This window comes from Thiohalocapsa sp. (assembly GCF_019695415.1).
GTDB lineage: Bacteria > Pseudomonadota > Gammaproteobacteria > Chromatiales > Chromatiaceae > Thiohalocapsa.
On the sequence record NZ_JAIFKJ010000059.1, the window covers coordinates 1 to 2,436 of the forward strand.

A 2,436-nucleotide genomic window follows, 5' to 3' on the forward strand; every position below is an offset into this window, starting at 1 on the left:
GGCGGCGAAGCAGCAACCCAATACGACCAGGTCAGCGGGCGGGCGCAAAGGCGAAAAAGCAAAGCCAGCGGTCGGCGCGTGGCGGAGGAAGGGGCGGGCGTCAAGGGGGGCATCGCCCGGCAGGTCTGCGCCGTGCAGCGCCAGGTGCAGGAGGCGAAAACCAGCCAGCTCGCCCGCCGCGTCCAGCGCCTGCAGGCGGCGGCGGGTAGCCCCTTCGTGCAGCAAGGCACGCACGGACGCTCCCCGTCGCTCGTAGGCGGCCTGCAGCTGCATAACTTCGCTGGCCGCTCCAGGCAGGTTGGGAAGGTGGAGTCGGCCTGCCGGCGCATACTGGTCGGCGCCTACGAGGAGCAGTCCGCCTTGCGGCACGGGCGGAGCCGGGTACAGTCGGCAACTCAGGTTGGGCAGGTAGCTGATGGCGAACTGCTCAATGAGGAAGCCGTCTTGGAAGGGCAGCGCCTGGAAGGGCACCTCGTGCAGTTGGCGATGGGGAGTGATATACAGACGTGTCTTGCCGGCCAGCAGGGGATGAAGCGCGACCGGCAGCAAGAAGTCGGCCAGCGCCCGGCCATCCCATCCGTCGTTCTCCGTAGCGGCCGGCAGCAGGATGCCTCGCGACTGCCCGGGGGCAACGCGGGCGCGAAAAGCAGCGTCGCCCCCGGGCGGCGGCCGCAGTACCACCCGGGCCAGCCAGTCCTCGGATTCTGCCAACTGGCGCACCAAGACCACCTGCTCCCGGTCGATGATGCCTACAAGTAACACGGAGGAATCCAGGAGATGGTAGGAGAGAATCGCCTCGCCGGCTTCCAGGGTCGCCTGCAGGGCCTCCAAACTCCATTCGGGGCTATCACCTGCAGCAGCCGGCGCCGCCTGGTCGACGGTCCACTGGTCCCAAAACAGCTGGCGCGCCCGGCGCAGGTCAGCGCTTTCCTCATCGGAGGCGCGTCGCAGGCGGGCGGCAATGTCCTCCAGTTTCTTCTTCAGCGCAGCGCGGCGGGAGCCGGCTCGGCGACCGGCAGCAGTAGAGATCTGCAGGTTGCGGCTCTTGATCAGCTCCCCGATGCGAAGCATTTCTCCGTATTGACCCAGTTTGAAGGCCGCAATCATCCCGAGCTGATAAAAGGACTGCTTGTCGGCCAGAAAGGCGCTTTGTTGGTAGGGCGTGGAAATGTCGTGCCGGGCCCGCTCGATCAGTCCGATGGCGCGGCAGCACACATCCAGCCGCTCCTGGTGCTGGCCGGGCGTATAGCAAATGAGCTCCCAATTGAGGGCATAGAGGGCGCTGTCGAGATCGCCCTCCGCCACACTGAGGTCATAGGCGGCCCGGAATTCAGCCATCGCTTCTGCATGGCGTTCCATACCGGTCAGGGCCTCCCCCAGCAACCAATGAAAGGCAAGGCGCAGGTGAGCAACCCCTAGTCGACCGGCCTGCTCGAGGTCGGCGCGCAGCGCGTGCAACAGGTCTTCATCGACTTCTTCGGCATCCAGGCGGCGGCGGTAGCCGTCGATCCGGGCGTTCAGAGCAGTAACCCTCGCTGAGGGGAAGTCGAGCACCGGAGCAGCCGGCACATCGTTTTCATCCCCGTAGAGGCGTCCCTGAAGCCGGGCATCGCTATGGTATTGGCGTTGGTCCGCTTCCTGGAGGTCCTGCGTCACCGCCCTGAGGGTGTCTACCCGCTCGTACCAGGGTTCGCGCGCCAGGCCTTCCGGCAAAATATCGGTGTACAGCTTGGCGAGTTCGATGTGCAGGGTGAGGGCGCCGTACAGGTCGCGCCGAAGATCATTGGGCTGCCGAAGGGAAGGCTGCAAGGCTTCCAGCCAACCGGACAGGGCGGTGGGAAAAGATCGGTCGATAGGATAGCCGAGGCCGATCGCCTGCAGGCTGGCTTCTGCCTCCCGGATATAGCGGCGACATTCATAGTGATCGCGGACCTGGGCGTAGATATGCGCCAGCTGGACGGCCAGCCGGGCCCGGTCCAGCGTAGCGGTTCCGCCGTCGCGCTCCTGCCAGAGCGGCAGGATCTGACGGAGAGCTGCGTCGATGTCGGCGGCGCCCCGGCGATACAGACCGGCCAACGCCAGGCGCGCCGCGTCGGCCAGGGCCGTCCCTCCATAGGTGGTTGCGATATGCAGGCCATCCTGGAATGCCCGGACGGCTGCTTCCGGCTGCCTTGCCTGTGCAAAGCGCTGACCCAGCTCGTAGTGGAGTTCGGCCTGAAAAGCCCGCACTTCCCGTATTGTATCGGGCTGGCGGCTCTGCGTCTGCAATCCTTCCAGCTCCGGCAGCACAGCCTGAAGGGCCGCCACCGGCACGGCCGCCGCCGGCGCTTCGCGGAACCGGCCATCCCAGCGCCCACGCGCTACGTGGACCCCCGGCTCCTCACCCCTTTCCCGTCGCGACGAGGGTCCCACCGCCCGCGAAACCGCCCACGACCG

1 protein-coding gene is annotated in these 2,436 nt (G+C 66.6%); it reads right to left on the reverse strand.

Features of this window, described 5'->3' with window-relative positions; genetic code table 11:
* Nucleotides 1-2,313 (reverse strand): CHAT domain-containing protein (locus tag I6U14_RS00690; RefSeq protein WP_296896052.1); only part of this gene is annotated, 2,313 nt, incomplete at its 3' end.
* Nucleotides 2,314-2,436: the final 123 nt, after the last annotated feature.